At 38.9% G+C, this 25,356-nt stretch carries 22 protein-coding genes; 7 read left to right on the plus strand and 15 right to left on the minus strand.

Annotated elements, in window-relative coordinates:
• Positions 1–39: 39 nt before the first annotated feature.
• From RM545_RS04610 to RM545_RS04620, 3 genes are all read right to left on the minus strand, one after another.
• Positions 40–1,242, minus strand: a complete 1,203-nt coding sequence (locus RM545_RS04610) for a porin (RefSeq protein WP_311494149.1) — start codon at positions 1,240–1,242, stop codon at positions 40–42.
• A 269-nt stretch (positions 1,243–1,511) separates the two neighbouring features.
• The gene (locus RM545_RS04615; RefSeq protein ID WP_311494150.1) at positions 1,512–2,792 is read right to left on the minus strand and encodes an NRAMP family divalent metal transporter; all 1,281 of its coding nucleotides are present in this window, start codon (positions 2,790–2,792) and stop codon (positions 1,512–1,514) included.
• Positions 2,793–2,904: 112 nt separating this feature from the next.
• Complete coding sequence (locus RM545_RS04620; protein ID WP_311494151.1) at positions 2,905–3,540, minus strand: alpha/beta hydrolase; 636 nt, start codon at positions 3,538–3,540, stop codon at positions 2,905–2,907.
• Positions 3,541–3,588: 48 nt separating this feature from the next.
• On the opposite strand from RM545_RS04620, the gene RM545_RS04625 reads away from it, so the two are divergent.
• The 3 genes from RM545_RS04625 to menD all read left to right on the plus strand — a co-directional run bounded on the left by RM545_RS04625 (position 3,589) and on the right by menD (position 7,038).
• Positions 3,589–4,008 (plus strand): PaaI family thioesterase, encoded by a 420-nt coding sequence (locus tag RM545_RS04625; RefSeq protein ID WP_311494152.1) that lies wholly within the window; start codon positions 3,589–3,591, stop codon positions 4,006–4,008.
• Entirely contained in the window at positions 4,009–5,172 is a 1,164-nt protein-coding gene (locus RM545_RS04630) for a chorismate-binding protein (protein WP_311494153.1), read from the plus strand.
• A gap of 132 nt (positions 5,173–5,304) precedes the next feature.
• Entirely contained in the window at positions 5,305–7,038 is a 1,734-nt protein-coding gene (gene menD / locus RM545_RS04635; RefSeq protein WP_311494154.1) for a 2-succinyl-5-enolpyruvyl-6-hydroxy-3-cyclohexene-1-carboxylic-acid synthase, read from the plus strand.
• 129 nt (positions 7,039–7,167) lie between these two features.
• Here the strand turns inward: menD and RM545_RS04640 are convergent, their stop codons facing one another.
• Positions 7,168–7,416 carry a hypothetical protein gene (locus RM545_RS04640; protein ID WP_311494155.1) on the minus strand — a complete coding sequence of 83 codons (249 nt, stop codon included), beginning with the start codon at positions 7,414–7,416 and terminating at the stop codon, positions 7,168–7,170.
• A 61-nt stretch (positions 7,417–7,477) separates the two neighbouring features.
• On the opposite strand from RM545_RS04640, the gene RM545_RS04645 reads away from it, so the two are divergent.
• Positions 7,478–8,326 carry a CvfB family protein gene (locus RM545_RS04645; protein ID WP_311494156.1) on the plus strand — a complete coding sequence of 283 codons (849 nt, stop codon included), beginning with the start codon at positions 7,478–7,480 and terminating at the stop codon, positions 8,324–8,326.
• Here RM545_RS04645 and RM545_RS04650 read toward each other — a convergent pair.
• From RM545_RS04650 to pfkA, 9 genes are all read right to left on the minus strand, one after another.
• Positions 8,317–8,778: a hypothetical protein gene (locus RM545_RS04650; protein ID WP_311494157.1), complete on the minus strand. Its 462-nt coding sequence runs from the start codon at positions 8,776–8,778 to the stop codon at positions 8,317–8,319. The two genes, RM545_RS04645 and RM545_RS04650, sit on opposite strands and share 10 nt — an antisense overlap.
• Before the next feature lie 342 nt (positions 8,779–9,120).
• On the minus strand, positions 9,121–10,014 hold the full coding sequence (locus tag RM545_RS04655; protein WP_311494158.1) for a 5-oxoprolinase subunit C family protein: 894 nt from the start codon (positions 10,012–10,014) through the stop codon (positions 9,121–9,123).
• A complete protein-coding gene (pxpB, locus tag RM545_RS04660; RefSeq protein WP_311494159.1) occupies positions 10,001–10,741 on the minus strand; it encodes a 5-oxoprolinase subunit PxpB in 741 nt (246 codons plus the stop codon). The genes RM545_RS04655 and pxpB overlap by 14 nt, the downstream gene beginning before the upstream one ends.
• The gene (gene pxpA / locus RM545_RS04665; protein ID WP_311494160.1) at positions 10,738–11,475 is read right to left on the minus strand and encodes a 5-oxoprolinase subunit PxpA; all 738 of its coding nucleotides are present in this window, start codon (positions 11,473–11,475) and stop codon (positions 10,738–10,740) included. The genes pxpB and pxpA overlap by 4 nt, the downstream gene beginning before the upstream one ends.
• Before the next feature lie 440 nt (positions 11,476–11,915).
• On the minus strand, positions 11,916–13,073 hold the full coding sequence (locus tag RM545_RS04670; protein ID WP_311494161.1) for a DUF2891 domain-containing protein: 1,158 nt from the start codon (positions 13,071–13,073) through the stop codon (positions 11,916–11,918).
• Positions 13,074–13,143: 70 nt separating this feature from the next.
• Positions 13,144–14,682, minus strand: a complete 1,539-nt coding sequence (locus tag RM545_RS04675) for a YifB family Mg chelatase-like AAA ATPase (protein ID WP_311494162.1) — start codon at positions 14,680–14,682, stop codon at positions 13,144–13,146.
• 250 nt (positions 14,683–14,932) lie between these two features.
• Positions 14,933–15,790: a BadF/BadG/BcrA/BcrD ATPase family protein gene (locus tag RM545_RS04680; RefSeq protein WP_311494163.1), complete on the minus strand. Its 858-nt coding sequence runs from the start codon at positions 15,788–15,790 to the stop codon at positions 14,933–14,935.
• Between the two features lie 87 nt (positions 15,791–15,877).
• Complete coding sequence (gene gap / locus RM545_RS04685; protein ID WP_311494164.1) at positions 15,878–16,876, minus strand: type I glyceraldehyde-3-phosphate dehydrogenase; 999 nt, start codon at positions 16,874–16,876, stop codon at positions 15,878–15,880.
• Positions 16,877–16,892: 16 nt separating this feature from the next.
• Positions 16,893–17,879, minus strand: a complete 987-nt coding sequence (gene pfkA / locus RM545_RS04690) for a 6-phosphofructokinase (protein WP_311494165.1) — start codon at positions 17,877–17,879, stop codon at positions 16,893–16,895.
• Between the two features lie 741 nt (positions 17,880–18,620).
• Between pfkA and RM545_RS04695 the strand changes: the two genes are divergently transcribed.
• Positions 18,621–21,176, plus strand: coding sequence for an adenosylcobalamin-dependent ribonucleoside-diphosphate reductase (locus tag RM545_RS04695; protein WP_311494166.1), 2,556 nt, complete (start codon positions 18,621–18,623; stop codon positions 21,174–21,176).
• A 79-nt stretch (positions 21,177–21,255) separates the two neighbouring features.
• Here the strand turns inward: RM545_RS04695 and RM545_RS04700 are convergent, their stop codons facing one another.
• Together RM545_RS04700 and RM545_RS04705 are read right to left on the minus strand one after the other, a co-directional pair.
• Positions 21,256–22,155 carry a hydroxypyruvate isomerase family protein gene (locus RM545_RS04700; RefSeq protein WP_311494167.1) on the minus strand — a complete coding sequence of 300 codons (900 nt, stop codon included), beginning with the start codon at positions 22,153–22,155 and terminating at the stop codon, positions 21,256–21,258.
• Positions 22,156–22,259: 104 nt separating this feature from the next.
• Complete coding sequence (locus RM545_RS04705) at positions 22,260–22,964, minus strand: NUDIX hydrolase (RefSeq protein ID WP_311494168.1); 705 nt, start codon at positions 22,962–22,964, stop codon at positions 22,260–22,262.
• A gap of 109 nt (positions 22,965–23,073) precedes the next feature.
• Between RM545_RS04705 and galK the strand changes: the two genes are divergently transcribed.
• Together galK and RM545_RS04715 are read left to right on the plus strand one after the other, a co-directional pair.
• Positions 23,074–24,243, plus strand: coding sequence for a galactokinase (gene galK / locus RM545_RS04710; RefSeq protein ID WP_311494169.1), 1,170 nt, complete (start codon positions 23,074–23,076; stop codon positions 24,241–24,243).
• A gap of 15 nt (positions 24,244–24,258) precedes the next feature.
• Entirely contained in the window at positions 24,259–25,296 is a 1,038-nt protein-coding gene (locus tag RM545_RS04715) for a UDP-glucose--hexose-1-phosphate uridylyltransferase (protein ID WP_311494170.1), read from the plus strand.
• Positions 25,297–25,356: the final 60 nt, after the last annotated feature.

Below are 25,356 nucleotides of genomic sequence, written 5' to 3' on the forward strand. Positions count from 1 at the left end.
CAGGCTGTCCACTAATTACATCTTTAGAGACAATAATGATTAAAAGTGAATATCTACCTGCAGGCGGTACATTAGGCCATCATCTGTGTTATTATCAAAATCATTATAACTAAGATCTGTTTGCACCTTAAGTTTATGGCCAACAATATACTTCGAGAGGCCTAAAGTGTATTGCTTTTCGATACCGCGATTTATATATTGATTGTCAAGATCAATCCCGGTATAGCGGCCCACAATCTCATAGTTATTTTTAAAGACATATCCTGCCTGTACATTAATTCCGTCTCCCACCAGAACCACATTTCCGGTAGGACTACCATCTCCATGCACAGCTACAGGATCATCTGCGGTACGTTTTGCAGCTTCTGCCATTACATTCAATCCGCGGTACTTGAACATAAGGTCCAGAAAATAAGTGGTAATGTCGGTTTGATGAAATCCGTCGTTGGTGATCAGGTACCTTCCGGAAACAGAATTTGATCTTACGGCATCATTATTAAAACTATAACTTGCGCCTACTGCTAATTTCGGTGATGGTTCGCGCTCAAGATCAGCTCCCGAGTAGGCATTAAAATCGCCGAAAGGAAGCACTTCAGCTCTTGCCACAATATGGTGCCCGCCAATATTTCCAGTGGTCACGTTGCGTCCTTCGCCCTGGGAGAGTGAAATGGCCTCCCTAAAAAGCACATTATCGCCCGCATAAAAAAAGTGGCGTAGCTGCACACCGGTCTCCCGGTCTACATTAAAGCGGCTGTTTACGAGGGAGCGGTCTACTGTTTGCATATTTGCCGAAGAGATTACCCTTTCCCTGTTTCCCGGTAATTTGGTCTGCCCCAGCCATAGCTCAAAATTCTGATAAAAATTCCAGAAAATTACTGCATCCAGAATATATCGTGGCGCATTGCCGGTATATTCAGAAGCACCGGAAATGTCGCTGTTGGACAGTCCCAACTCAATTTTATATTCCAGTTTTGGAGAATAGGCAAAACCCGAAAATTTTAAACGGGCCCTTCTAACAAGCATGTTGGAGTTTCCTCTCCTAAGATTTCCATTTTCGGGATAATCCCATTGGGAAGTATAGAGGGACTGGATGCGGGTAGCAAATTTAAAGCTATAGGAACTATCTTTTGCAGTAAAATTAATAAGTCCTTTTCCGAATTTACTGGACATAATTTCCTGCGCCATAGTATTACATGTTACTATCAGCAAAAATGCCGTTAGCAGGTGCCACGGATATCTCATTACTCTTGGTTTTTGTCGGTGCAAAGAACCAAAAAGAATGTTAAATTAATGTTATGTAGACATTATGCTTAAATGAAGTTATAAGAAAAGCCGTCCCGTGAGACGGCTTCTTCATAAATCAAGTCGACAAAAACCATGATTAATGAAATTGCTCTAATTAGAGCCAGAACAAAGATTGTTTTTTCTTCTCTTTCTAATGTGAAGTTAAATTTAAAAAATGGTTATGTTATAAGTAATTTATACTTCAATGCACGTAGCTAATTTAGTTTTTACTGAAAAAATGAATAGTGAATATACACTAAGTTAAAAACCACCAAAAATCCGAAGCAAATCAGGCTGAAAATTGTGTAGTTCTTTTTCGGACGATGTTTTTTCGGCATTTGTTTGCCGGTGACCAATTTGTAGTTAAACCATGCTAAAAACGGAGCTGATAAAAATGAGAGTCCTGCCGCGAAATCTACCAATATCGTAAAGGAACCGGAAAGAAAAAACAGGATACAAAGTGACAGCACGGGAATGGCAAATATCGAAATCTGGTAAATCTTCCACTTCTCTTTTTTATCCTGAGGCAAGTCTTTTTCCGGGTTTTTTAATTCTGAAATCACCCTTGGATACGCATCGGTAACAGTGAGTACAGTACTTAGCATAGTGACAAAAGCAGCTACAGAAATTATGGGTTTGCTCCAGTTTCCCAACGTCCTTCCGTAGAGATCTATGAGCTGAGTGGCAAATTCCACGCTGTTACTGGAAAAGGAAGTTCCGCTGCCAAACATTACCAGCACTCCAAGCAGGAAGAATAATAGTCCAATAAAAGCGGCAGAAAGATATCCCACATTAAAGTCTACAAAGGCACCGCGTACAGAAAGTTTCTGTTTTGCCTGCACAGCTTTTTCCTTAGTCCAGATGCTGTGCCAAACAGAAGCATCGAGCGGTATGGGCATCCACCCCATAAATGCTATAACAAAACCTATACTTGCGGTTGTCCATACAGAGGGAGCTTCAGTATTTACGGCATCTCCCACCGTTCCTGCACCAAAAGCCATGACCACAGCAACCAATGTGGCAATAGTCAAAAAGCTAACAATAATTTTCATACTCTTATCCAGCCCGGGATATTTCCCGATAAGCAACAGCGCAATACAAGAACCCAGGATTACAAAACTCCAGATAAAAGGAGACCAACCAAAATTAAAAAGTCGTTCAGCAAGACCGGCGGTAACGATCGTGACCGCGGCCTGGATAATAAACATACTTCCTGTTGTGATGATTATATAGATCCAATATGGAAAACGCCCCATCTTTTTATAACCAGCGATGAGATGCTCTCCTGTGGCCGCGGCATATCGTGGGCCAAATTCCAGAAATGGATATTTAGAGATACAGGCGATGATCAATGCCCAGATCAGGATAAAACCATAATCAGCGCCGGCACGCGTAGCCTGAATAAGATGAGAAACTCCAATAGCAGCTCCCGCCAGCAGAAATCCGGGGCCAATACTTTTAAGCAAAGAGGTTTTAGATTTTTTAGCTGAAGAAGATTTCTGTTTCATATAATTTCGAATTATCTGAATAAGTCATACGAGCGTAGCGAAGTAATCTTATTCAGCGATTGCTTCAATGCATTGGCATCTCGAAATGATTTTTAGCACACGGCACATGAAATTAAGCAAATTTCGAAATTATAGTCCGGTTCACTTCATGTCCGCCATCAAATGTTAGAATTTCCAGGTTTTTTGGAAACAGATTCCGCAGATGTTCTTCTTCAATATCGATAATTGCCTTTTTCAGGTACTCATCTTCAGTTCCATAGATAAAGGAAAACTGCGAATTATTTAGAAAATCGAAATCTTCCGGTTTTAATTCTGAAGGAACTTTTCCGGAGTGCATAATTAAGCGGTCACACTTGATTTTTCTTCGGGCAACCCAACGTGCAGCGACCGAAACCCCCTGGGAATAGCCGAAAATTGACAAATTTGGAGCCTCTCCTAAATTTTCAGTTTTATATACTTCATCAAGATAATTAAGTACATTTTCTATTTCGGCTTCAGTATTTTCCCGGGTAAGCCACGAGGCGCCAACGTGTTTATACTCATTATTCAGGTAATATTTAGATTGTGCCTGTGGGGCGATAATATAATTTTCTTCCGGGTTCAATTCAGTAAAATATCGCAGGAAATAACGACTCAGATAGCCAATTCCGTGGCAAACAACCCAAATCGTTTTGGTTTTAGGAGTAAACTCATTCAACACGCTGTACGTATTGGTGATCTGGTAAGAAAGCTGCTTTTCGGTGCTCATTTTTAGGGTGCGGTTTTGTATTTTTACAAAGAAACCAATCTTATTGCTATGACCAAAGAGGAAATTCTCGAGTTGTCCAAAAAGGTATGTAAAAATACTTTGATGGAAACCCTTGATATTGAGTTTACTGAAGTTGGTGAGGATTACCTGGTGGCAAAAATGCCCGTGACTTCTAAGGTTCACCAGCCAGATGGAGTTCTTCATGGCGGGGCGAGTGTTGCGCTTGCAGAAAGCGTGGGCAGCCTGGCGAGTTACGTTTTTCTGAATACTGAAGAATTTTTTGTCCGCGGTATAGAGATTTCGGCGAATCATATAAAAAGTATTTCTGAAGGTTACGTTTTTGCAAAAGCCACTTATATCCATAAAGGCCGTACCACTCAGCTTTGGGAAATCAAGATTACAGATGAAGATGACAACCTGATTTCCCTGGTAAAACTGACGACCATAGCATTACCTAAAAATAAGTAGATGATCGATTCCGAAGAATTTTTTATAAAATTAGAGAAACATATAGAAAAAGGACTTCCTTTTGTGGCATACCGCAAGCCGAAAAATGCCAATTTTCATCAGTCTACCAGGGCTTTATTGCAAAGGGATTTCACAACACACAAAGTGGAAGATTATTCTGAAAGTGGTTTTGTTTTTTCTCCCTTTAATGATGAAAATGATGCTTTTATCGTACCCTCTGAATTTTCAGAAGAAATTGAAACTGAATATTTCTTTGAAGAAGATCATAAAAATGTCAAAAAACTGGACGCCCCTTTTCCGCCAAACCAACTCAGGAAGCAGGCGCGGGTTGAACATGAAAATCTGGTACAAAAAGGTATTGATGAGATAAAGGCGGGAAGGCTGAAAAAAGTAGTGCTTTCCAGGACCGAAAGTGTTCAGCACCAGTTAGAGGTGATTGGGATTTTTAAAAACATGCTGAAGAAATACAACTCCGCATTTGTTTATCTGTGGTTTCATCCGGAAACCGGGGCGTGGCTTGGTGCTACTCCGGAAACTTTATTGCAGGTAGAACGGAATAAATTTAAGACCATGGCTCTTGCCGGCACCCAGTCTTTTCATCAGACTACCCATGTGGAATGGGGTGAAAAAGAGAAAGATGAGCAGCAAATCGTGACCGACGCAATTCTGGAAAACCTGCACAAATTCACTTCTGATTCCGGGGAAATTACTCCGTCAAAACCATATACTTCTAAAGCGGGAAATTTGTTGCATCTACGCACCGATGTTGAAGGAACTTTAAATCCTGACACAGCAGACCTGAAAAAGCTAATTTCGGCATTGCATCCAACTCCGGCAGTTTGTGGCATTCCGAAAGCTTCAGCTAAGAAATTTATTCTGAAAAATGAAGATTACGACCGTGAGTTTTACACCGGATATTTAGGAGAACTAAACCTAAAAACCGAGAAAAAACGAAATTCAAACCGAAGAAATCAGGAGAATCAGGCATATGCGAGCATTTCCAGGCAAACATCTTTATATGTAAACCTGAGGTGTATAAAATTAGATGCTGGAATTGCAAATCTATTCGTAGGAGGTGGAATTACTGAAGGTTCCAATCCGTCGCTGGAATGGGAAGAAACGGTAAATAAATCCCATACGATGAAGGCGGTATTGGTGAAATAAGATTTAAAAACATATAGTTCCCTTCTTAGAATTTGTAATTTTGATGATAAAATTTACAGTCTTCAGAGACCTCACAGTTTTTAAAACCTGTGAGGTCTGGTCAGCCTGCAATTATAGTTTTAAAGATAATCTGTGAAACATTCAAAAATACCCGTAGCACGATCCATAGTTGCACTTTGTGTTGCGAAAAATATAAATCACGTAGTAATTTCCCCGGGTTCTAGAAATGCACCGCTCACCATAGGCTTTACCCATCATCCGGAGATAAAAGCTTACAGCATTGTAGACGAGCGTTGCGCGGCCTTTTTTGCTATTGGGATGGCGCAGCAACTTCAAAAACCTGTGGCTTTGGTTTGTACTTCGGGTTCAGCTTTGCTGAATTATTATCCGGCGGTTGCCGAAGCTTTTTATAGTGATATTCCGCTGGTGGTAATTTCAGCAGACCGGCCTGTGGAGCGGATAGATATTGGCGATGGACAAACCATCAGGCAGAAAAACGTCTTTGAAAACCATATTCTTTGTTCCGCTAATTTATATTCTGAAGTTGTGCTGGAATCGCAAGTTTCCGATAAAAAACTTCAGCAGAAACAGTTTGAATCTCAGAAACACAATGAGCGCGAAATAAATCTCGCCCTGAACAAAGCTATAGAAGGAGCGGGGCCGGTGCATATAAATGTTCCGTTTTATGAGCCTTTATACGATCTTGTTGAAAACGTGGAAGTGGATCCATTACAGATTTTACCCGAAATTAAAGAAAGAAATTATACAGAAAGTCAGCTGGAGTCTTACGCAGCATTGTGGAGTAAGGCTAAGCGAAAAATGGTAATTGTTGGAGTTGCGCAACCAAATGCGGTAGAGCAGCAGTTTCTGGAGCAATTGGCTAAGGATGAATCGGTTATTGTTTTTACTGAAACTACTTCCAACCTTAACCATCCCGAATTCTTTACCAGGATAGATACTATTATCGGGCCGATCGAAAAGGATGATAACCGCGAAGAATTGTTTAAAATGCTGCAGCCGGATATCCTGCTCACCTTCGGCGGAATGATTGTTTCCAAGAAAATTAAAGCTTTTCTTCGGAACCACAATCCAAAGCAGCACTGGCATGTAGATCCAAAAAAGGCATATAATACGTTCTTCTGTTTAAACAAGCACTTTGAAGTTTCGGTAAATTCATTTTTTGCTCATTTTCTTCCGCTTACCCAGAAAATTGACAGTGATTACGCTGAATATTGGAAGAATACTAAGAAAAAGCGGCAGGCGCGGCATGAGCAATATATGGATGAAATTCCGTATTCAGATTTAAAGGCGATGCAGTTTATTGTTCCTGCCGTTCCCGAAAATTATATCCTGCATTTGGGCAATAGTTCCACCATCCGGTATGCGCAGTTATTTAAGTGGAAAGAGAGCCTGCGGATTTTCTGCAACCGTGGCACCAGCGGTATAGACGGCAGCATTTCTACCGCCGTGGGTGCGGCAAGTTTGAATAAGGAACCAACGCTGATGATCGCTGGGGATTTGAGTTTTTTCTACGACAGCAATGCGCTTTGGAACAATTATATTCCTTCAAATTTTAGAATTATCGTCCTGAACAATAGTGGCGGCGGAATCTTCCGGATTTTACCGGGCAATAAGAATACTGAAAATTTTGAAACTTACTTCGAAACCACGCATAATCTAAAAGCGAAATCACTGTGCGAGATGTACGGATTTGAATATGAAGCAGCATCTTCTTCTGAAGAAACCAAAGAAGCAATAAAGCATTTCTTTGAAGCTTCGGAACAGCCGAAACTACTTGAAATATTTACTCCGCGTAAAGTAAATGACGAAGTGTTGCTGGAGTATTTTAGTTTTATGAGAGGGTAAAGTAGTGAAAAGTGGAAAGTGAATAGTTCAGAGTGAAGTTCAATGCTGCTAGACAAAGAGAGGTTTAAAAATGTCAATTTTCGGTTCGAATTTTTTTTACCACGGATACACCAATATAAAATATACTTATCAAAATGGCTCCCGCAGATGTCGCTGATTTTCGCAGAATGTACCATCTATTTTAGCTTTTTCACTCGTTCTCTTTGTAACTTCATTGCAAAAATGGCAATTATCGGCTTGCAGCTTATCGCTTGCTTCAAGATAAACTTTCCAATATAAAATATCTCTCTCAAAATAACTCCCGCAGATTCCGCGGATTTTCGCAGAAGCACCATTTACTTTACCTTTTTCACTTTTTAACTCTTTGACTTCTTTCAATCACTTTCAGCTTATCGCCAGTGCAAAAATATATCCTACCTTTGCAAAATAAATTAGTAGTATGCTTAGAATTGGCGAATATCACGTCCTTACGATAGACAGGGAAACAGAACCGGGATTATTCCTTCGGGATGATGATGGAAACGATGTTTTGCTTCCGAATAAATACATTCCGGAGCAATTTGAACTCGAGGATGAAATAAATGTATTTGTTTACCTGGATCATGAAGAGCGGCCTGTGGCAACTACTTTAAATCCGCTCATAAAACTCGATGAGTTTGCCATGCTGAAGTGTGTTGAGGTTACTGATTTTGGTGCATTTTTGGATTGGGGACTGGAAAAACACCTTTTTGTTCCTTTTAAGGAGCAGGTTTATCCTATGACTATCGGAAGCCGATATTTGGTTTTTTGCTACCTCGATCTTGAAACTGACCGTTTAGTGGCGTCCAGCAAAGTGCATGCATTTTTAGATAATTCTGAATTGACCGTTGAACCTTTTGAAGAGGTCGACCTTATTATCAGTAATAAAACAGATTTGGGTTACAACGTAATTGTTAATGAGATCCACCTGGGATTAATTTATAAAGATGATATTTTTCAGCCTATAAATGTAGGGGATAGATTAAGAGGCTTTATTAAGAAGACCCGGCCGGACGGGAAAATTGATGTCACCCTGCAACGCCCCGGTTACCGAAGTATAGAGCCTAATGCGCAGCTTATCCTGGATGAACTGGAACGTAATATCGGCTATTTACCGGTTACCGATAAGTCTGACCCAAAGGAAATAATGCGGATTCTGGAAATGAGCAAGAAAAGCTTTAAACGAGCCGCCGGAACTTTGTATAAGCAGCGACGTATAGAAATAAAAGACGACGGAATTTATTTGTTAGAAGATAAAGATCAAAAATAAATTCTTTGGAAATTGGAGTAGTGGCGATTAAAACGACTGCCATTCCTAAGATAATCCTGTCGGCCAAAATTATTCCCGTAAGGATAAAAAGGATTTGGTGAGAAATTCTGATTCCTGGAGAACTCATTTTCCCCGCTGCTGATTTCGATCGCTTTTTTCTCTTTTTGAGGTAATCTAAGGTCAATTTCTACCGTCCTTGGTTTTTCATTCTTCTGTTGGGCAAGTACAGCTCTTAAATCCACAGATTTTTTTGCAAAAGGATCTTTATTTAAATATTCTCCGCTTGGCAAATTAAATTGCTTTTCCTGAACCCAGACAAATCCTACTTCAAGCAGTGGGGACTTAATTTCGCGGTTTCCGATTTCAAAATCTTCAGGATCCCAGTACTCCTGAGCATCTGAAGTATAGATACTCATAGAAAATATAAAGAATAACAGGAAACGAATTTTCATTAGTTAATTTTTCAATAAAATATCAAAAACAATGCTAAACTAAAACTATTAGCTAAAATAGTAATAAAAAGTTTTAAAACCTGATTTTTCGGTTGTCTGTTGATGGGCTGAAAACGAAGATAGTAGGCTAAAAATGCCAATTATTGCCTTAAAATCTTTCTCATTGTGCATTTCAGATGCGTCATGAAATCATTAAAATGGATCTTTATAAAAAGGGGATTTTTCCCCTTGTAGAGAATATAAGTTTCGGGTAATTTTACAATATCATTTTAGTAAAGCTAAAGTGTTTTGGGGACAAAAAAGTGCTGTTGAAGCGTGAAATAATGCTGAGTAGGGTCACTATTATTTTTTTAACGCTAATGCAGCACTTTTTTTATTAACCTGACTTTTAACTGTAAATCTCACTTTTTCTCCTGCTACTTTTTGCGCAAGACAACTAATGCCCTTCTCACTCAATTGAAGGATTCTGGGATACCCTCCCGTGGTCTGACAATCTCTCATAAGAACAATTAATCTTCCGGAAGGCGTTAGTTGCACAGTACCGGGTAAAACAGGTCCGGTTAAAATTGGATCTAAATCATTAACCAGCGGCTCCACCATTTGAATCGCCATGCGGTTATTATCTCTTCCAATGCCATATTCGGTTTCCATTAACAGCGCTCTCTGTGCTTCACAAAGTTTAAAATATTCAGGCCCGGGATAAGCTTCGATATTTCGGGAATCTAAGTATCCTGAAAAGAACTTTACAGAAGAATGGGTCACCGGCTCACTCTTCTCAAAAGAGTTATAAGGCAGAGCCATACCTTTTTCAAGTTTATATTTTTCAGTTAATCCTGTATACCAGCTTCTACTATTCATGAGATATTCCGTGTCAAAACCATCCTTAATAGCTAAATAAGTACGACAACCGTTTTTCCTCCTTCCAAAAGAAAGAGTATCCCCGGCACTTATTTTCAAAACAGAATTATTTTGAACCTGATCATTATTAATTTTTGGTGAAAGATCTGCTCCGGCAATGGCGATTTCCGTAGCAGCCGAAAATTGCAATTTAGGACCCATCTGTGTAATTTCAAGAACAGCATCATTAGCTTTATTTCTCAAAATGAGATTTGCAATTTTAGCAGCATAAAAATCCATAGCACCACTTTGTGGAACTCCGAAATTAAGAAATCCGAACCTGCCCATATCCTGAATAGTAGAAAAAAGTCCGGGCTGTAAAATGTCAATTTTCGCCATGGTTATCTTTTACTTTTAATTCGTAATTTCCAGCTTTTACTTCTTCGGAAATTCCCGTGTATTCTTCTTTTGAAACAGCATAAAATTTTAACATATCTCCGGAAGAAATTTTAGAGGGAGGAAGGCTGTTTTTATCAAAAAAATCCACCGGACAATTACCTATAATTTGCCATCCTCCCGGGCTGGGTTGAGGATAAATTCCTGTCTGCTTTTCCCCTATTCCCACGGCACCTTTTTCGATCTTCATCCTGGGTTCCTTTTTCCTGGAAATATGAAGCTTTTCATCCAGTCCTCCGAGGTACAAAAATCCGGGCAAAAACCCCATAAAATAAACAGTGTAAAAAGGTGCTGTATGAAGGCTGACTATCTCCTCAATACTCAGCTGATTTTTTTCTGAAATCAACTCCAGATCAAGGCCGAATTCCTTACTATAGCAGACAGGAAGGTAATAAGTCTTACCATAAATTTTATTTCCTATCTTAGCACCATTCATAAGACTTTCCAACTTAGATAACTCACCATAGACATCTTCTATACCTGAAACATAAAAAACTAATAACGAGTTATATGCATTCGTTACCTCAACCTTTTCTTTAATATAAAAATCTTCAACTAAAAATTTGACAGCAAGTAACTTCTGAAGGATTTCTTCATCAATTTCCGGTTGAAATTCTATTAGAATTGCCCGCTCCCCCATGGGTCTGATTATTGGAAAATCCTTAGTCATTTCTTCTGAATTTTAATATTCATTTTTACCAGTTTTCGATCTAAATACTGAAGGATTTCCACCGCATTTTTAGTGTCACTATGCAGACAAAATGTATAGGCTTTGAAGTTCTTTTTTACACCACTTAAAGTGGCAACTTTTTCTTCAGAAAACATATAAAAAACATGCTGAAAAACATCTTCTTTTTGGTGCAAAACAGCTTGTGGATCTGACCTTGAAACAAGGCTAAAATCTTCATTATAATTTCGATCTGCAAAGGCTTCAAAAACTACGTTAATTTCTCCTTTTGCCAGCTTTGAAATTACCGAATTATATGGTGCATAAAGAGCGCAATTCCCACCAATTTTACTTAGAGAATTCAGAACAATTTTAGCGACTTTTTCATTTTTTGCAGCATCATTATAAAGTGCTCCATGTGGTTTTATATGGATCATTTCAGCTCCCTTTTCAGCGGCAATTCTCTGCACTAATTGCACCTGATTTATAATTGACTCCTCCAGTTCTTCTTCTGAAATCAGCATTGATTTTCTTCCGAAGTTTTCTTTATCGGGATAAGAAGGGTGAGCACCAATTTCCACATTATTCGCAATAGCGAGATCTATCGTTCTACTGATAGTCTCCTGATTTCCCGCGTGACCTCCGCAGGCAATATTGCAGGCAGATATTAAAGGCATAAGCTTATCGTCATACTCACCCCCTTCTCCTAAATCGCAGTTAATATGTATTTTCTTCATTAATTATCTGGTTCTTATTACGCCGCGAATAGAAATCCGTCGAAAAACATTAACATAATATAATTTCTAAAACGGAAACTTCTTCACCCCTCAAAATAAGAAAATAGCGATTACCCGAAGAAGAATTACAGCAGCATCTCATAAAACCCGAACTATTTATGTCGGTTTTACTTCAGAAGGTCACAATAGTAACAAACCCAGAACAGACAAAGTATTCGATTAAATAAGGTACCCGCATTTTTTGGCAATTATCGTCCTCAATAATTGCTGGTGATTACTTCAACCCCCTCCAGGGTCTCCTTCTGTAGCTGAATATCTGGGTAAGGGAGAGCAGCAACCATATAGCCTGTCACAGCAGATGTTCATACGAGAGTCCTGCGCCGGTGCAGGTAACCGGGAAAGACCCTGAATGAGGATATTCTAGAAAATATCTTTCTAAACTATTCTTTAGAGGCGGCTTGTAAAGCATATATAGCAAAACTTCCCAGCCAATGACCACCCTCATAACTATCCCCTACCAAATTTGGAAAGGAATAAGAAACATGCTCATTTGCCAAAGTTCTTAAATAACCATAATCTTCAGGATACGTATTTGCTAAATGGTAAAAAACCCATGCCCTGCTAAAGTTCAGGCCATCCAAATGTACCAGCTTACCGTCTGAACGATCTGATACTTCCCCAACTTCCATTGTGAAATCTTCGTTTTTCAGGTCTGGCATAAAATCTTCTATCCAGAGATTAAACGCATTTCTTGGCAGGATACGCAACATAATATCCACCTCCTGCAGGCATGGAGAAAGAAAATCATATCCTCCCGGCTCCCAGCTAATGGGGCAGTCATCATCATTTAAGTAGAAATCTCTGGCACGCTTAGAAATTGCGTCCATCAGGTCCTGGTTCGCGGTACTATTCGCAAAGTCATATGCGAAACTCATTCCAAAGGCAGTATTGGAATGCTCCCCTACCCTAACCGGATAATTTAATTTGGGCAGAAAATCAACATAGCGCTGAACTATTAAATCTGTAAGGGGCTGTAAATTAGCATCAAGTTCTTTAGCCAGGGGATCCTCCCAGGTTTTGAGTTCTTCTGCAAGCTTTAGCAACCATGCCCAACCATAGGTGCGCTCGTAAGAATCACTCTGAGTTCTTTGAAAGTACTCTACTTCACCCATGATATTTTCCGCAGAAAGAGATTTTTGTAATTTTTCCCGGATTTCTTCTTCCTTTTCCAAATCCGGAAATTGCTTAAGAAGACTCACCAGGGACCAATGTGCATGAACAGAAGAGTGCCAGTCAAAACATCCATAAAAAGCCGGGTGAAGTTCCTGTGGCGTTCCCAAGGCTTCCTTATTTTCTAAAGTCTGACCCAATTTATTGGGATATTCTGTTTCTATGCAACCCAGTGGTAAATCTGCAAGTCTATTCGCTTTTTCAAAATTAAATTCCACTGCTTCTTCACCTAAAATAGATTCGGAAATGAAATTCTCATCAGATAAACTGTCACTTTCTGAAGCAGAAACTTCCTCCATCTCCTTGGTTTTATCACCTTTACAACCAATAAATAAAATAATAATTATCAAGCCTATAATTTTTTTCATTACCCCCATAGTATTTTCAAAAAGAAGTTTTTTGTATAAAGTTATCCGATATCTGTAAATCATCTTTTTATCAGCCCAGCCATCCTTCCCTGTCCAGGCTCCTGTACTGAATAGCTTCACTTATGTGATGATCTTTAATGTTTTCTGAAGCTTCTATGTCTGCAATAGTACGGGATACTTTCAGAATTCTATCATACGCTCTTGCAGAAAGATTAAGGCGTTCCATGGCAGTTTTTAGCAGCGTTTTTGAAGAATCATTAAGCTCACAAAATTGCCTTATGTGTTTTACACTCATTTGAGCATTATAGTGTGTGTTTTCAAAACTTTCAAATCTTTTAGTCTGCAGTTGCCTAGCTTTGGTTACCCGCTCTCTAATTTCCATACTGCTTTCCCCTTTTCTCTCTTCGCTAAGCTTATCGAAAGGCACAGGGGTAACTTCTATATGAATATCTATACGATCCAGAAGAGGACCACTAATTTTACTTAGATAACGCTGCATTTCACCAGGAGAAGACGAAGCCGGCCCACCAGGATCATTAAAAAATCCGCTGGGGCTGGGGTTCATGCTTGCCACCAGCATAAAACTTGAAGGGTAGGTAACCGTAAATTTTGCCCTGGAGATCGTTACTTCACGGTCCTCCAATGGTTGCCGCATTACTTCAAGCACACCTCTTTTAAATTCCGGAAGTTCATCCAGGAATAAGACACCGTTGTGGGAAAGGGAAATCTCTCCCGGTTGCGGATAAGCTCCTCCTCCGACTAATGCGACATCTGAAATGGTATGGTGCGGACTCCTAAACGGCCGTTGAGACATTAATCCCACGTGATCTTTTATTCGTCCAACGACACTATGAATTTTGGTAGTTTCCAATGCCTCGTGCAAAGTCATGGGAGGTAAAATACTTGGTAAGCGCTTGGCAAGCATCGTTTTTCCCGCTCCCGGTGGACCTATAAGAATAATGTTGTGACCGCCGGCTGCAGCAATTTCCATACAACGTTTTATCGATTCCTGCCCTTTTACATCAGCAAAATCGTGCTCCAGGTGATCAAGATTTTTATAAAACTCCTCCCTTGTATCGATAATTGTCTTTTCCAATGCTTCACCTTCATTAAAGAAGTTAATTACCTGAAGGATATTATCTACGCCATACACATCAAGTCCTTTAACAATTGCGGCTTCTTTAGCATTCTGCATAGGCAGGATAAAGCCTTTAAAACCTTCCTCTTTAGCCTTAATAGCAATTGGAAGTGCTCCTCTTATAGGCTTTAAACTTCCATCAAGTGAAAGCTCTCCCATTATTAAATAATCTGAAATATTTTCAGCTTTGATTTGATCTGAAGCTGCTAAAATACCGAGTGCAAAAGTGAGATCGTAAGCAGAACCTTCTTTCCGAAGATCGGCCGGAGCCATGTTTACGATAATTTTTTTTCCGGGAAACTTATAGCCGTTATTCTGAAGGGCGGCCGCTATTCTAAAACTACTTTCTTTAACAGCATTGTCCGGCAATCCAACAAGATGATAACCTATTCCGGTTGCCACGTTAACCTCTACGGTAATTGTGGTTGCCTCTACTCCAAATACAGCACTACCGTAAACCTTAACAAGCATCTAAAACAATTAATTTTTTAAATGTACTGATTTTTTTTAAAGAATATTCGTCCGGGGTTTGATCCTTGAAAATATTCTCTGAAATATTCTTTAAAGAGCAGAGCATTATTTTTTCTGGAATCTATCTCTCTTGTTCTCCACGAAAAAAAAGAAAAAGGCCGAATCCTTGAGTGAATCGGCCTTACTTTTCTAAAGTTTCCAATGCAAAAAAGCACAGGAACATTATCTTAATGCTTTATGGAAAAAGAAATTATTTATTAAAAAAATTCTTTTGATAATGTGCAATTAACCCGTCAATTGGCCGGCGCACGATATTACCAATTTCCAGTCCGTAAGGCTGTAAAACAGCACGTATTATATCTTCACTAAAATAGGCTATACTTCCAATAAAGTGAATGGGCACACTCTGCGCCTGCTTGTAGCACAACACCCTACTCTGAACAAAATCGTGAATACCTTCATATACAAGTTTATAGAAGTAGCCATTTCTCTCATTGGTGAAAATGAATTCAGCAAAAGACGCGAGATAAGTATTTGGATTTTCTCTTCTGTAAAGATTTTTCTTTATATCGTCTGAATCCAGATTGAACTTTTCTTCAAATTTCACTACCAATTCCGGCGGCATTCTTTTATAATAATAATCCCGGATTAGCCTTTTCCCGAAATAATTTCCGCTGGCTTCGTCCATAAGAATGAATCCCAGTGAAGCTATGGTTTGGTGAATTTCCTCCCCATCATAATAACTACTATTTGAACCTGTTCCAAGAATACAAACAATTCCAGGTTCTGTACCTGTCGCATAAACAGCTGCAACAGTGTCTTCCCGCACAATCACCTCCTCAGCATTTGTGAAAAAGTTACCAATAATATCCTCAAGAAGTTTTTTAGGTGTTTCTGTACCACATCCCGCTCCAAAAAAGTGGACTTTCTCTATCTTGTCCCTTACTTCCCTTAGTTCCGGATTTTCCTCTATGCGTTGTTCCAGAACAAGTTCAGGAAATACTGCGGGATTCAGACCTTTGGTCCTGGTTTTAAAAACCTGTTCTCCCTGATGATCCAAAAGAATCCAATCGCACTTGGTGGATCCTCCATCTGTAATTAAAATCATGAGTAGTTATTTGATTATGAGATATAAAAAACCTGAAAACACAGCTTTAGGTAGTCAAAACTGCTGTGTTTTCAGGTTGTCTGAAAATTATAGAGAAGCAACGTGTGCAGCCAGATCAACAAGTTTTGCGGAATAACCGTACTCGTTGTCATACCATGCGATCAACTTAAAGAAGTTATCGTTTAGTGCAATACCTGCTTCAGCATCAAAGTTACATGTGTGAGGATCTGAAACGTAATCCTGAGAAACTACCATTTCTTCAGTATAAGAAATAACTCCTTTAAAGTCACCTTCAGCAGCTTTTTTGAAAGCAGCTTTAATATCGTCGTATGAAACAGACTTCTCAGTTCTTACAGTAAGATCAACTACAGAAACATCTGTGGTAGGAACCCTAAATGCCATCCCGGTAAGCTTTCCTTTTAATGCTGGAATAACTTTAGTTACAGCAACCGCTGCACCGGTGGAACTAGGAATAATATTCGCCATAGCACTTCTTCCTAATCTAAAATTCTTTTTTGAAGGAGAATCCACAGTAAATTGTGTAGAAGTAGTTGCATGTACAGTCGTCATAAGACCTTCAACAATTCCGAATTCGTCTTCTATAACTTTAGCAAGAGGAGCAAGACAGTTTGTAGTACATGAAGCACCGGAAACTACTTTATCTTCTGCTTTAGCGTCCTTGTGGTTAACGCCCATTACAAACATTGGAGCATCTTTAGAAGGTGCAGAGATAACCACTTTTTTAGCGCCTGCTTTAAGGTGAGCTTCAGCTTTATCTTTTAAAGTAAAGATACCTGTACATTCAAGAATTACTTCAGCTCCAGCTTCGTCCCATTTTAAATCTTCAGGATTGCGCTCTGCTGTTACTCTAATAGTTTTTCCATTTACTACCAGATTACCACCTTCAACAGATACATCACCTTTAAATTTCCCATGTACCGAATCATGAGCTAACAAATATGCCAAATGATCTACTTCCAGTAAATCATTAATTGCTACTACTTCAACATTGTCGTTTTCAGCTGCGATTCTGAAAGCTATTCTTCCAATACGGCCAAAACCGTTAATTCCAATTTTTGTACTCATTTCTCTATTTTTAAATTTAAACTGAAGTGATGTCTGCCACCCTTCTTAACTCTTTATCTACTTTTGGTTCTCCTTTAATTGCAGTTTCTAATGGAACAGTCACTACATTTTGATGATGAAGACCTATCATTACCTTAGTTTTACCATCTATAATGGCTTCTACTGCCCCAACACCTAGTTTACTGGCCAGAACACGATCAAAACAACTTGGAGAACCTCCACGCTGGATATGACCAAGAACCGAAACTCTTATGTCGTAACTCTCATCCTGTTCATGAATAAATTCAGCCAGCTGAAATATATTCTTGCCACTTTTCTCCCCTTCGGCTACCACAATAATACTTGATGTTTTGCCAGACATTTTACTTTTCTTCAAAGACTCCAGCATTCTTGCTACTCCGGCGTCTTCTTCAGGGATAAGGATTTCTTCGGCTCCCGCACCAATTCCGCTATTTAAAGCAATATCCCCGGCGTCACGCCCCATTACTTCAACAAGGAAAAGCCTGTTATGAGAACTTGCGGTGTCCCGAATTTTATCTATAGCCTCTACAACAGTGTTCAATGCTGTATCATAACCCAGTGTATAATCTGTACCATGAATATCATTATCAATGGTTGCCGGAATTCCAACAATGGGAAAATTAAACTCATCACTAAAAAAAACACCTCCTGTAAAAGTTCCATCCCCGCCAATTACAACCAGTGCATCCACACCGGCTTCTGATAATTGATCATGTGCTTTTTTACGTCCTTCTTTAGTTTTAAATTCCAGAGAACGCGTAGATTTAAGAAAAGTCCCACCTCTGTTGATCACATTTCTGACCGATCTGGCGTCCAGTTTTTCAAAATCACCTTCTATAAGCCCCTGATAACCTCTGTAAACACCTACACATTCCAAGTGGTAGTAGGAACAGGCGCGTACTACAGCCCTAATTGCGGCGTTCATTCCAGGCGCATCTCCACCGGAAGTCAACACTCCTATTTTTGTTATTTTCTTTGACATTACGTCAAAGCTATTTTATTTGAACAATATAACCTAATTTAGCAAGAAACTAAAACGTTTTCGGTTGATAACTCATAAAATGCCCCTGATTATAGGAGGCTTTTTTAAAGTTTTATGATTTAAAATCATAAAATCCTAACATTTTCAGTTTCCATACTGCTATAGAGCATTCTCGAAAATCAGGTTAAGCAGAAATAGAATTGTAAAAATTTCTATTATTTTTTAAATGATAATTTTTGAAGCTCCTTTGAAAAATTTCCCTATATTAGTGGCATAAATTGGATTATTAATAACAGGATTCCTTATATTAGATAAGTCAGTTTATTTTAAGAGATATTCCCTACCTCCGATGAAAATATGGGGCGTTGATCGAAAAGTTGGTCATCAACAGAATAAAAGTTTTATTTTGGATTTTCATAGGTGTTAATTCAAGGAAGGCTGATTGATTTTTCAATCAGCCTCTTTTTTTGCCAATTTTCATTCTTTATTTACTGCTTTCTTTCTTCTTTAAATTTTTAATCCCACTGAAACCTCACGATTTCAGCACTTTTCTTTCTCAAAAATAAAGTTATAAAATTTGTCAACTTTTTTATGTTGATAAATTATCAATGCATTAAAAATCAACTTACTAACATATATATCTTGATAACTTTACAAAAATAATTTTCGAAATATCTTTTTTTCTTACCTACATTTACATTCGTTTTTATCCGAATTACTAATCCCAAAAATCTAAATTGTATGCCAGTACAAGCAAAACCAACAGCTCCTAAAACCTACACTCAGGAAGAGGCATTTCAGGCTTCTTTAAAATATTTTAAAGGTGATGACCTAGCTGCCCGTGTTTGGGTAAATAAATATGCTTTAAAAGATTCTTATGGACATATTTATGAACTTACTCCTAATGATATGCACAGGAGGATTTCCAAAGAAATAGCCCGAATAGAGCAGCGGTATCCTAACCCTATGAGCGAAGATGAAGTTTTTGACCTTATCAAAGACTTTAAATACATCGTGCCGCAGGGAAGCCCGATGGCGGGAATTGGTAATCCTTACCAGATTGCATCCCTTTCCAACTGTTTTGTTATTGGCAACGATGGAGATTCAGATTCCTACGGGGGGATTATGAAGATAGATCAGGAGCAGGTGCAGCTTATGAAACGTCGTGGTGGTGTTGGACATGATCTTTCCCACATACGCCCAAAAGGCTCACCGGTAAAAAATTCAGCATTAACCTCAACCGGGATTGTACCTTTTATGGAACGGTACTCCAATTCTACAAGGGAAGTAGCCCAGGATGGAAGAAGAGGAGCGTTAATGCTTTCGGTTTCTATCAATCATCCAGATGCTGAAGATTTTATTGATGCCAAAATGCAGCAGGGAAAAGTGACAGGGGCAAATGTATCGGTTAGAATAGATGATGCTTTTATGAAAGCTGTAAAGAATAACACTTCTTATGTTCAGAAGTATCCCATCCACAGCGACGAGCCAAAAAATACTAAAGAAATTGAAGCAGAAAAGTTATGGAAGAAAATTGTTCATAACGCATGGAAATCTGCAGAGCCGGGAATATTGTTCTGGGACACCGTAATTAATGAATCTGTCCCTGATGCTTATGCCGATCTTGGATATAAAACGGTTTCTACAAATCCTTGTGGTGAAATTCCGCTCTGTCCTTACGATTCCTGCCGACTGCTGGCAATTAATTTATTCTCCTACGTTGAAGATCCGTTTACTGAAAAGGCATCTTTTAACTACGAACTTTTTAGCAAACATATTGCGGCTGCACAGCGAATAATGGACGACATTATTGATTTGGAACTGGAGAAAATCGATGGCATTCTTGGGAAAATTGATGCCGATCCCGAAAATCAGGACATTAAAGGTGTGGAGAGAAATCTTTGGCTTAACATCAAGAAAAAAGCGCAGGAAGGTAGAAGAACCGGAATTGGGATTACTGCAGAAGGCGATATGCTTGCAGGTTTAGGTATAAAATACGGCAGCAAGGAGGGTGTGGACTTTTCTGTAGATATCCATAAAAGAATTGCCATTGAAGCTTATAAAGCCTCTGTTACTGCAGCAAAAGAGCGCGGTGCTTTTGCCATTTTCGATTCCGACAGGGAAAAAGATAACCCGTTTATACAGAGATTGCGTGAAGCTGATGAGAAGCTTTACTACGACATGCTGGAGTATGGAAGAAGAAACATTGCCTTGCTTACCATTGCCCCTACAGGAACGACCAGTTTGATGACCCAGACCTCTTCAGGGATTGAGCCTGTATTTCTTCCGGTTTATAAAAGAAGAAGAAAAGTTAACCCTAATGATAAAGATTCCCGCGTAGATTTTGTAGATGAAGTTGGAGATTCCTGGGAGGAGTACGTGGTTTTCCACCACCGCTTCAAGCAGTGGATGCAGGTTAACGGCCATGACACCACTAAAAACTACAGTCAGGAAGAATTGGATAAACTTGTAAAAACTTCACCTTATTACCAGGCAACTTCTAACGATGTTGATTGGCTAAGTAAGGTAAAAATGCAGGGAGCGGTTCAAAAATGGGTAGACCATTCGATTAGTGTAACCATAAACTTACCTAATGATGCTACAGAAGAGCTTGTAGGGCAACTTTATCTGGAAGCATGGCAGGCAGGTTGTAAAGGCGTAACAGTTTATAGAGATGGGTCCCGCTCGGGAGTTCTAATCTCAAATGATGAGAAAAAAGATAAGAAGAAAGAAAATGGAAACTCTACATTTCCAACGAAACGCCCACAGGTTCTGCAGGCAGACGTTGTAAGATTTCAGAATAGTAAAGATAAATGGATTGCCTTTATAGGATTAATAGATGATCGTCCTTACGAAATCTTCACAGGTTTTGCTGATGATGAGGACGGAATTCTTATTCCGCGTTGGGTAAATGAAGGGCTTATCATCAAAAACAGAAATGAGGATGGCACTTCAAGATATGATTTCCAGTACGAGAATAAAAGAGGTTATAAAACCACTATTGAAGGTCTTTCACATAAATTTAATCCTGAATTCTGGAACTATGCGAAACTTATCTCCAGTACACTTCGCCACGGAATGTCCATAGAAAAAGTGGTAGACCTTATTGCCAGTCTTCAGTTAGATACAGAATCTATAAACACCTGGAAAAACGGAGTGGCACGTGCCTTGAAACGTTATATTGCTGATGGCACAGTGGCCAGAAAAGAAAAATGTAATAATTGCAATTCCACAAGCCTCATCTATCAGGAAGGATGTCTTACCTGCAAAGACTGCGGCTCTTCAAAATGTGGATAATGCTTGTTTAATTTTAAGTTGAGAAAAAATGGCCTTCAGAATTAGGCCATTTTTTATTTTTATGTTTTTCTTACAGAAATTAAACATCACAAATTAGAACAGCCTCTTTTAAAGCAGCCATTTTATCCTCATAAGTAGGAACAAATTCCTGGGCAAGGTATCCGTCAAAGCCTGTCTCTAATATCGCCCGTACAATAGCCGGGTAATATAATTCCTGAGTTTCATTAATCTCATTTCTACCCGGATTCCCCGCTGTATGGTAGTGATTGATGTACTGATGGTTGTTGTGGATGGTCCTGATAATATCCCCTTCCATAATTTGCATATGATAAATGTCGTAAAGCAGCTTAAAATTTGACAATCCCATCTTTTCGCACAAAGCAGCGCCCCAGCTGGTATGGTCGCATTGATAATCTGGATGGTTCACCTTGCTGTTTAAAAGTTCCATTACCAGGTTAACTTCGCGTTCTTCAGCATATTTTAGTAATGGAGTTAGCCCTACAGCACAATTCTCCAGGCCCTCTTCTTTACTCAGCTGCCTTTTATTTCCTGAAAAACAAATCACATTCTTAATTCCATGCTCCGAAGCTTTATCAATTAGAGGTTTATAAGCCAACTGTAACTTTTTATGGTTTTTGGGATCATTAAAACCTTCTCCAATATTAGCAAAATCATCTGTAGCCATAGAACAGGTAAGGCCGTACTTTTCTACTGTGGCCCATTCTGAAGGTTTTAAAAGATCTATAGCTTTCAAACCCAATTCAGCAGATTCCCGGGCAAATTTATCGAGGGGAATATCACCGAAACACCACCGGCAGACTGAATGGTTTATATTTCCTTTTAGCCTTGAAGAGTTCAGATCCTCTTTAGCGGGTGATTCCGGCATATTGAAGGCACTACTAACACCACCAAGGCTAAGAGCTCCCGTTCCCAAGGCCAGATTCTTTATTACTTCTCTTCTATTGAACTTATTTTTCATACTGACCTTATAAATGTAGTTGTTACGGTTATTTTAATAATACAAAAATTTCTGAGAGTAATTTAATTATACTTCAACATAAAAATACTTTGTTATAATAATCACTAAGAAATCTCAAAATTATAGCCAAATTTCTCAAGTTCGTGATAGGTCTTATAATCAAATTTATAAAGAAAGGCTCCTCTTCTGGAATTGGTTTTATCCTTTTCATCCAATTTTATCAGCACTTTTAGAGAAAGCAATTTTTTCCGAAAATTTCTGGAGTCCAACTCCTTCTGGTAGATTACTTCATATAATTGCTGCAATTGGGGAATGGTAAATTTCTCGGGTAAAAGGTTGAGACCAATAGGCTGATACCTGGCCTTTTGCTTTAGCCGCTCCAATGCATCCTGTACCATCTGGTTATGATCTAAAACCAAATCTGGAATTTCATCAATATCAAACCAATGGGCACCATGTTTTTCCACCAGTTCCCCATCATATTCATCAATTTGTATTAAAGCATATTGGGCTATCGACAGGCATCTGAACCCAGGATCCCTATCAGCTTTACCATAAGCTTTTAATTGCTCCATGAAAACATTTTCCAGGCCAGTGATTTCTTTAAGAACCCGTTTTGCTGCTTCAGATACATCTTCATCCAAACGCACAAAGCTCCCAATAAGCGACCATTCCCCTTTTAACGGCTCCACCCTTCTTCTGAAAAGCAACAGTTTAATTCTCCCTCCTTCAAATCCAAAAATAATACAGTCTGCGGCTGCATACATTTTGTCCTTTACACTGTAAAGATCCGTTTCTAAATTTGCCATTGGTATTATTTCCATTTGGAATAAAGATATAGAAATAATTCATAAATGTAATTAACGTACATTTTACATTTATTATCTTTATAAGATAATTCACTAAAAAACCGAATCTTTGGAAAATTCAAACAACAAAAAATTATATCCGGAACAGTTCTTAGATTTTAATTCTGAAGTAAAGGTGGCTTCCCCGGGAAGAATTAATCTTATTGGAGAACATACAGATTATAACAATGGGTTTGTGATGCCCACAGCCATTGACAAAAAGATATTGTTCGACTTCAGAAAAAATGAGTCGGACGATAATTGCCAAATTTACAGTCTCACTTTCGACAGTTATTTTAAATTTAATCTGAACGATTTTTCTAAAGCTGAAGATTCCTGGAAAAATTATTTGCTGGGGGTAATTGATGAAATTCAGAAACTTGGAAAAAAGCTGAAGGGCTTCGATTGTATTATTAAAAGCGAACTCCCCATAGGTGCCGGAATAAGTTCTTCGGCAGCCCTGGAATGCGGATTTGCCGGCGGTTTAAACCAGCTTTTTAATCTGAATTTGTCCAAACAAGACCTTGTGGAACTTTCGCAGCGTGCAGAGAACAACTTTGTAGGCTCCAACTGCGGAATTATGGACCAATTTGCTTCCGTAATGAGCAAAAAAGACCATATAATTCTTCTGGATTGTAAAAGCCTCGAGACTGAATATATTCCTGCTGACTTTAAAAATTGTAAGTTATTACTGCTGAATACCAACGTGTCCCACAGTATTGCAGATAGTGAATATAATACCAGGCGTGCTGAATGTGAAGAAGCAGTCAGAAAAATTCAGCAGAAATACCCTGAAGCAACTTCTCTAAGGGAAGTAAGTTTTGGCATGCTGGAAGAATTTAAAACTGAATTGCCAAAAAAGACCTATCAGCGTTGCACTTATGTCTTAAAGGAGAATGAAAGGGTTGAAAAAGCTTCGAAAGCCATGAAAAGTGGGCAATTAAAAGAATTTGGCGAGTTAATGTACCAATCCCACGAAGGTCTTCAGCATAATTACGAAGTGAGCTGCCCCGAGCTGGATTTTATGGTGGATTTTTCCAGAAACAAAGATTTTATCTACGGTTCCAGAATGATGGGCGGCGGTTTTGGGGGCTGCACGATCAATTTAATCGAAGCTGACAAAATCGAGGAATATTCCGAAGAAATTTCTGAAGCATATTTTAAAAAATTCAATAGAAAAATGGATGTTATCTCCGTATCAGCCGGGGAAGGGACGATAATTGACGAATTTAAGGCATAGCTAAAAATCCAAATTATGAGCAACGAATTAAACAACAATCCGCATAGACGCTACAATATTTTAACCGGAGAATGGATTCTGGTTTCCCCACATCGTACCAAAAGACCATGGCAGGGAAAGACCGAGAAACATAATTCTGAAAAAGGACCAGATTATGATCCTTCCTGCTATTTATGCCCCGGAAATACCCGTACCAGCGGAGAAACCAATCCTGATTATACAGAACCATTTGCTTTTACAAACGATTTTTCAGCATTATTGCCCGATACTCCCGAAGAAGAGCTAAATAATGGCTTGCTGAAAGCCGAAGCAGAACAGGGAATATGCAAAGTGGTTTGTTTTTCACCCGATCATTCTCTTACACTTCCTTTGATGAAGACGGAGGACATTCAAAAGGTGGTGAAAATGTGGAAAAGAGAATATGCAGATTTGGGAAGCAGAGAGAACATCAATTATGTTCAAATTTTTGAAAATAAAGGTTCTGTTATGGGATGTAGTAATCCGCATCCTCATGGACAGATCTGGTCGCAATCTTCAATCCCAACAGAAATTCAGAAGAAATCGAAACACTTCAAAGAATATTGGCAGGAAAATAAACAGAGCCTGTTGGCAGATTACTTAAAACAGGAACTTGAATTGGATGAACGTATCCTGGTAAAAAATGAGCATTTTGTAGCACTCATTCCCTACTGGGCGGTTTGGCCTTATGAAGCGATGATTATCCCGCGGAAACATCACCAGCATATTGGCCAGCTTACAGAGGAAGAAGAGCAGGCTTTTGCTGAGATTATCAAAAAACTGACGATCATGTACGACAATCTTTTTGAGACTTCTTTTCCATACTCTTCAGGAATCCATCAAACTCCTACCGACGGAAAAGAATATCCGGAATGGCATTTCCATATGTCTTTTTATCCGCCGCTTTTACGCTCTGCAACAGTAAAGAAATTTATGGTTGGTTACGAAATGTTTGCGGGGCCACAGCGTGATATCACTGCAGAAATGGCTGCAAATACTCTTAAACAACTTTCTGAAAAACATTATACGAAGTAACTATATTCCTTTTTTCTGACTATAAAAATTAAAGGCTGCGGACAATATTCCGCAGCCTTT

Origin of the sequence: Autumnicola lenta, assembly GCF_031846515.1 — a bacterium.
GTDB lineage: Bacteria > Bacteroidota > Bacteroidia > Flavobacteriales > Flavobacteriaceae > Autumnicola > Autumnicola lenta.